Genomic DNA, 7,335 nt, shown 5'->3' on the forward strand with positions numbered 1-7,335 from the left:
GTGGAGACGGTGAGCTGCACGCCGTCGGCGGTGCTGCCGCCGGGAACGGTGAGGCACAGGCCGCTGGCGCCGTTGACGATCCGGTAGGCGCCCGCGCTGGGTCCCGCACTGGGCGCCGCATTGGAGACGCCGACGAAGACGCCGCCGACCAGGGCGGCGGCTCCGGCGAGGGTGCCGATCACCCCGACTCCGGTTCTGGTTCTGGTTCTCAAAGCCGAGCTCCTTGCATGTCGTGCAGGACCCCTGACCGAGGGGGCGACTCCTGGTCCCGCAAGGGGGGGAATTCATAGATGTGAACAACATCCATGAACCGGAACACGGCCAAAATTACGGACCTCGGGAACCCGGGTCAATGCTCTGCGCCGGCCGGTCGAGGGCCCGGCTCGGGCGCTCGCCGATCCGGGCAGGTGGGAGCCGGTGCCCCTGGCGTCCACCGGTGAAATTTTCAGGAGGCACGGGACACGCCGGAGCGGCGTCCCGCTCGCGCGGGCGGCGGCATCGGATGGCCGCCCGGCTCCCGCTGCGCGGCGGCCACCCTGGCTGACGAGCCGATATTGGGCCTACTGCAAAGTTTCTTTACTTATTACGCTCGGGGCGTGGAGCTAGAAGTGCGTCATCTGCGCGCGGTCTGCGCCATCGCGGACCACGGGAGCATCTCCAAGGCCGCCGCCGCGCTGAAGACCTCCCAGCCGTCCCTGGCGGCTCAGCTTCGGCGCATCGAGTCGATGTTCGGCAGCCCGCTGTTCGAGCGTGGAAGGGAGGGCGCCTCGCCCACACCGCTCGGCGAGTGGGTGCTGGCACGCTCCCGCTCGCTGCTGCCCGCGTTCGAGGAGCTGCGGCGCGACGGCATGCGGTTCGCCGGCCGCAGGGTGCTGCGCGTGGGCTGCATGTCCAGCCACCTCGCGCTGCACATCATCGGAACGCTTCGGGAGCTGCTGCCGGACGCCGAGGTCACGCTGCGCACCGAGGAGGCGATGGACGTGCTGCCGAGCCTGCTGCGCTCGCGGCGGCTGGAGCTGGCGACGCTCGCCGACTACCCGGGCCTCCCGCTCACGCCGCCCGCCGGTGTCGGGTACGCGCCGGTCGCCTGGGAGCCGATCTTCGTCGGGCTCGCGGAGTCGCATCCCCTGGCCGCCCGGCGGGAGATCGACCTGGCCGACCTCGCCGAGGAGGAGTGGTCGCTGCCGGTGATGATCGAGGTCGGCCACCGCGAGCACTTCGGCGAGGCCTGCGCGCGGGCGGGGTTTGTTCCGAAGATCGGCTGCGAGGCGACCCTCAGTGTGGCGGTGGACCTGATCGCCGCGTCCCGCTGCGTCGGGATGTTCCAGGCCACCAGCCGCGGCTACCCGGGCATCGCGATCCGCCCGCTGTCCGGGACGCCGCTCAGCTTCCGTCATCTGATCGGCTGGACCGAGGCCGGTCCCGTCGATCCGCACATCGCCGAGCTCGTGGCGGCGGTCCGCCGGGCGTACTGGACCGACGCCGAGAAGTCGGCGGTCTACCAGGACTGGCTCGGGCGTCACGGGCCGCTCGCCCAGCCATGACGCCCCTATAGCGCGACCGTATGGGAAGGTGCGGGGTTACCCGTCTCCCGTCGTCGATGTCACGGTGTGTCTCAGCCCCGGCCGGGCTCCTCCCCTCAACCCCCCAAGGGACAGGAGTCACCAGGAGTGAGACCCCCTGCACGATCAGCGGCGCTGGCCGTACTGACGGCGGTAGCCCTGACCTCGTCATCCCTCGCGGGAACGGCCACCACGCCGGCTTCCGCCTCGAGCGCCCCGGCCCCACCCGGCCCCGAGGCGCGCGCACTCGCCAGCGCGGCGAGCGCTCTGGCCGCTTCGGCGCGGGCGCTGCACACGGCGCCCTCGGACGAGTTCACGCTCGCCCGCACCGTCACCGGCGCGGGCGGGCTGCGCTACCTGACCTACGCCCGCACCCACGCGGGCCTGCCCGTCCACGGCGGCGACGTCGTCGTCTCCACCGACTCGTCCGGGCAGACGGTGCAGGTCGTCACCACGGGCCAGCGCACCGAGCTGAACGTCTCCGAGGTGCCCCGCGTGACCGCGGCGCAGGCCGCCGTGAAGGCGCGCGGCCTGCTCGCCGAGGTCGAGTCCGCGGGCGCGCCCAAGCTCGTCGTCGACGCCGCCCTCGACACGCCCAGGCTGGCGTGGGAGACGGTGGTCACCGGCAGGAGAAAGGGCGACGTCCCGAGCGTCCTGCACGTCTTCGTCGACGCCGTCACCGGCACGGTGCTCGACTCCTACGACGACGTCAAGGCCGGTGTCGGGCACGGCTACTACAACGGCGACCCGGTGACGATCCAGACCTCCGGGTCGGCCGGCGGCTACTCGATGACCGACACCACCCGCCCCGGCCTGCGCTGCGGCGGCCAGAACGGCGCCGCCTACACCGGGCCCGACGACGACTGGGGCAACGCCTCGGGAACCAGCCTCGAAACCGCGTGCGTCGACGCGCTCTACGCCGCGCAGACCGAATGGAACATGCTGCGCGACTGGCTCGGGCGCAGCGGCATCAACGGCTCCGGCGGCGGCTTCCCGATCCGGGTGGGCCTGGGCGACGTCAACGCGTACTGGAACGGCAGCTACACCAGTTTCGGCCACAACCAGGCGAACAACCAGCAGGCGACCTCGATGGACGTGGTCGGCCACGAGTTCGGCCACGCCGTCGACCAGTTCACCGGCGCCGGTGCGGGCAGCGGCAACGAGGCCGGCGGCATGGGCGAGTCGACCGGCGACATCTTCGGCGCGCTGACCGAGGCGTACGCGAACAACCCGAACGACCCGCCGGACTACCAGGTCGGCGAGGAGGTCAACCTGGTGGGCGGCGGGCCGATCCGGTACATGTACCGGCCCTCGACCAACGGCGACCCCGACTGCTACAGCGCCTCGATCCCGAACACCGAGGTCCACTCGGCGGCCGGCCCGCAGAACCACTGGTTCTACCTGCTCGCCGAGGGCACCGACCCCGGCGGCGGCAAGCCGGCCAGTCCCGTCTGCGGCGGGCCCTCGTCGCTGACCGGGATCGGCATCCAGAAGGCCGGCATGATCTTCCTGGCCTCGCTGAACCTCAAGACCCTCCCGCGTACGCACGCCAAGGCACGCGTGAACACGCTGAACGCCGCCAAGTCGCTGTTCCCCGGCAGCTGCGCGGAGTTCAACGCGGTCAAGGCGGCCTGGACCGCGGTCGGCGTCCCGGCGGCCAACGACCCGGCCTGCACGGCGAACCCGGGCGGCGACGACTTCTCCGTCTCGGTCACCCCGGCCTCCGGCAGCACGCAGGCGGGCCAGGCCGTCACCGCCACGGTGAGCACGACGGTCACCACCGGCGGCGCCCAGCAGATCACGCTGAGGACCGGCGCCCTGCCCGCCGGCGTCACCGCGACGTTCACCCCGGCCACCATCACGGCCGGACAGTCCTCGCAGCTCAGGCTGTCCACGTCGGCGAGCACGCCCGCGGGCGCCTACCCGATCACGATCGTGGCGGACGGCACGGACGCCGACCGGCAGGCGACCTACTCGCTCACGGTGGGGTCCGGCGATCCCGGCCCGGCCACGCCGGACATCCCGGTGGCGAACGTCAACGCCCACCTGCAGCAGTTGCAGGCGATCGGCAACCGGCCCTCGCCGTCCGGCGCGTACACCACCGCGCTGAACTACGTGAAGGCCAAGCTCGACGCCGCCGGATACACCACGCGGACGCAGAGCTTCACCTACAACGGCCAGACGCACACCAACCTCATCGCCGACTGGACCGGCGGGCCGGCGAGCCCGACCGTCATGCTCGGCGGCCACCTGGACAGCGTCGCGGCGGGCCCCGGCATCAACGACAACGGGTCCGGCTCCGCCTCGCTGCTCGAGGTCGCGCTCACCCTCGCCGCGCGCAATCCCACGCTCACCAAGCACGTGCGGTTCGCCTGGTGGGGCGCCGAGGAGCTGGGCATGCGGGGCTCGACGTACTACGTGCAGAACGGCGGCGCCGCCGGAGTGGAGACCTACCTCAACTTCGACATGACCGCCTCGCCCAACGCCGGCTACTTCGTCTACGACGACGACCCCGCGCTGCAGAAGCTGTTCAACGACTACTACGCGACACTGAACATCCCGACGGAGATCGAGACCGAGGGCGACGGGCGCAGCGACCACACGCCGTTCAAGAACGCGGGCGTACGGGTCGGCGGCGTCTTCACCGGCGCAGAGACGATCAAGTCGGCGGCCCAGGCGCAGAAGTGGGGCGGCACGGCCGGGCAGGCGTTCGACCGCTGCTACCACTCCGCGTGCGACACCTATCCGTCCAATGTCGACACCACGGCCCTCGACCGCAACGCCGACGGCATCGCGTACGTGCTGTGGAAGCTCGCGGTCGGGCAGGGCCCGGCGCCCACGGACGACTACACCGTCTCGGCGAACCCGTCCTCGGCATCGGTGCAGGCGGGGAAGTCGGCGACCACGACGCTGTTCACCCAGGTCAGCGCGGGCAACGCCCAGCAGGTGACGTTGTCGGCGTCGAGCGTCCCCGCCGGGGTGTCGGTGTCGTTCTCGCCGCAGACGATCACCACGGGCCAGTCGTCCCAGGTGACGATCTCGACGACCGCGGGCGCGGCGCCGGGCACGTACGCCGTCAGTCTCGACGCCGACGGGAGCAGCGCCGACCACTCGGCCTCCTTCTCCCTCACCGTCGGCGGCGACCAGGGCGACACCACATGGAAGGAGTGGACCGCGTACACCGCCGGCCAGACCGTGACATACGCGGGCAGGACCTACCGCTGCCTCCAGTCGCACACCTCGCTGCCCGGCTGGGAACCGCCCAACGTCCCGGCCCTCTGGCAGCCCGTCTGACCACACGACGTCGCCCGGACCTGACTCGCGATTGCGGGCGACGTCTCCCGACCGGGCGAAAGCCGTCCGCCCGGTGAGGAGTCGGGGCGGTGTACCTCGCGGAGGGTGCCGCCGCCCTGACTCCTCCACACCCGACAAGCACAGGGAGGAAACCCGTGGAACCCGTAGACCTCGGAGACGAGGAGAGACCCGGCGGGATCACCCGCAAGGCCCTGCTCAAGGCGGCGCTGATCGGCGCCCCGATGTCGATCCTGGCGGGCACGGCGGCCCATGCCTCGCTCGCCCGCGACGCCGCGGGCACCGGCGGACCGCTGCTCCCCACCCCCTTCTGCGACGACGACGATGAGCCGACGGTCGAGCAGATCGAGGGACCCTACTTCAAACCGAACTCCCCGCAGCGCACGACGCTGCCGGGCAGCGGCACCCCTCTGACGGTCAGCGGCTACGTCTTCGGACTCTCCTGCCGGCCGCTCGCCAACGTGCTGCTGGACTTCTGGCAAGCCGACAGGAACGGCGCCTACGACAACGCCGGCTTCAACTTCCGCGGCCACCAGTACACCGGCGCCGACGGCTCCTACAAACTGACCACGATCGTCCCCGGGCTGTACCCGGGACGGACACGGCACATCCACGTGAAGGCGCAGGCCCCCAGCAAGCCCGTCCTCACGACGCAGCTGTACTTCCCCGGCGAGCCCCGCAACACCACCGACACGATCTACGACGCCAGGCTGCTGATGAACGTCCGCAGCAACGGCGCCGGCCTCGAGGCGACGTTCGACTTCGTGCTGAACGTCCAGGGCGCGCCGCCGAGCAGCAGCCCGTCCGCCAGCCCGACGACCAGCCCGACCGCCGGACCCGGCGGGACCTGGCAGGCCGGCCGGACGTACGCGGCCGGCGACACGGTCACCTACGGCGGCTCTACCTACCGCTGCGTCCAGGGACACACCGCCCAGGTCGGCTGGGAGCCGCCGAACGTCCCGTCCCTGTGGCAGCGCGTCGGCTAGCTCTCCGGAGAGATCTCTTCCCAGCGGCTCCGCCGGGTTCACGGCCGCCCCCGACCCGCTTCGCCGTCCCTTCAGTGAGGGCGGGGAGGGGGTGGAGGGTCGTCGTGATCCTGGCGGCTCCGGGCGCCGGCCTTGCGCGCGGTCACCCAGGCGGCGATCTGGGTGCGGGAGTTGAAGGCGAGTTTGTTCAGGATCCGCTCGACGTGGCCCTCCGCGGTCCGCTGCGAGATGACCAGGGCCGAGGAGATCTCCCGATTGCTCAGGCCCTGCGCGATCAGTTCGGCGATCTCCCGCTCGCGCGGGGTCAGCGGTGACGGTTCCGGTTCGACCGGCTCCCGGTGCTCGTCGCGATCCACGGTCCCGCCCTCGTCCGGCTGCTCGCCGAGCGCCTCGGCGATGGCGTCGTCGAGCGTCAGCCGTTCTCCCTGACGCAGCGCGCGGTCGAAGGCGTGGTCGCCCATCTTCGCGCGGAGGGCGCTCACGCACCGCTCGTGAAACTCTCTCTGGTGCTCCATCCACAGGACGGTCACTCCGGCCGCCCTGCACACCCCCGCCGCGGCGCCGAGCATGCGGGCGGCGGCGTGCCGGCCCTCGCGCTGCAGGATCCAGCCGAGCGTCTCCAGCGCGGTCCCGAGAGCGAGCCGGTCGCCGAAGCCGCGGCCGACCCGCAGGCTCTCGCGGGCCAGCCACGCCGCCCGGGCGTTGTCCCCTCGCCGCCATTCGTGCATGGCGAACGTGGTCAGTACCCAGGAGCGGATCCAGCTCTCACCATGGCTTTCGGCGAGCGACAGACTACGCTCGAACAACCGGCCCGCCCGGTCCGAGTCGCCGAGACAGTCGACCGAGGCCGCGAGCGCGAAAAGACCGGTGACGACGTTGATGACGTTCCCCGCGGCGGTGAGCCCCTCCACAGCCTCTTCCAGCAGGACGACCGCCCGTGCGTTGTCGCCCCTCTGGTGCGCCGCTATGCCCGAGACCAGCGACGCGAAGGCCAGAACTCTCGTGTCGCCCAGCTCCTCCGCCAGCGCCCGGCCCTCGCCGACGAGAAGCTCCCCCACGATGCGGTTGTTCTGCATCAACGCCAGATGTCCGCCGCTGCACAGCGCCTCCGCCCGGATGGCGGTCGGCTGCGGGGCCGCCTGTAGGAGCCGGTCGAGCCAGTAGCGACCCTCGCTGTAGAACGCGTTGGGGATCCAATGGGGATCGAACAGGAGGGTGGCCATGCGCAGCCCGGCCTCCGCCTCGCCGGGCTCGTCCAGGGAGAACTCCATGGCGGCGCGCAGGTGCGCCCGCTCCAGCCGCAGCCGGACGAACCAGACGGCCTGGGCGGGGCCGAACCACTCGGCCACCGCCCGCTCGACCAGACGGAGGTAGTGGTCACGGTGGCGGCGGGCCAGCGCCCGCCGCTCGCCGGGCCCCTGCAGCCGAAGCCTGCCGAACTCCCGCAGCGTCTCCAGCATGCGGTAGCGGACCCG

At 71.7% G+C, this 7,335-nt stretch carries 5 protein-coding genes; 3 read left to right on the plus strand and 2 right to left on the minus strand.

Going from position 1 to position 7,335, the window contains the following annotated elements; translation table 11 throughout:
• The coding region (locus ABZ860_RS42625) for an RICIN domain-containing protein (protein ID WP_357232513.1) at nt 1-212 on the minus strand (212 nt) is incomplete at its 3' end.
• A gap of 384 nt (nt 213-596) precedes the next feature.
• Here ABZ860_RS42625 and ABZ860_RS42630 point away from each other — a divergent pair.
• The 3 genes from ABZ860_RS42630 (at nt 597) to ABZ860_RS42640 (ending at nt 5,860) form a co-directional block, all read left to right on the plus strand.
• Nucleotides 597-1,544: a LysR family transcriptional regulator gene (locus ABZ860_RS42630; protein ID WP_357232516.1), complete on the plus strand. Its 948-nt coding sequence runs from the start codon at nt 597-599 to the stop codon at nt 1,542-1,544.
• A 126-nt stretch (nt 1,545-1,670) separates the two neighbouring features.
• Nucleotides 1,671-4,856: a M28 family peptidase gene (locus ABZ860_RS42635; RefSeq protein ID WP_357232519.1), complete on the plus strand. Its 3,186-nt coding sequence runs from the start codon at nt 1,671-1,673 to the stop codon at nt 4,854-4,856.
• A gap of 155 nt (nt 4,857-5,011) precedes the next feature.
• Entirely contained in the window at nt 5,012-5,860 is an 849-nt protein-coding gene (locus tag ABZ860_RS42640; protein WP_357232522.1) for a carbohydrate-binding protein, read from the plus strand.
• A gap of 71 nt (nt 5,861-5,931) precedes the next feature.
• Here the strand turns inward: ABZ860_RS42640 and ABZ860_RS42645 are convergent.
• On the minus strand, nt 5,932-7,335 hold a 1,404-nt coding region (locus ABZ860_RS42645; protein WP_357232525.1), incomplete at its 5' end, for a LuxR C-terminal-related transcriptional regulator.

Source organism: Microbispora sp. NPDC046973 (assembly GCF_040644495.1).
Lineage (GTDB): Bacteria > Actinomycetota > Actinomycetes > Streptosporangiales > Streptosporangiaceae > Microbispora.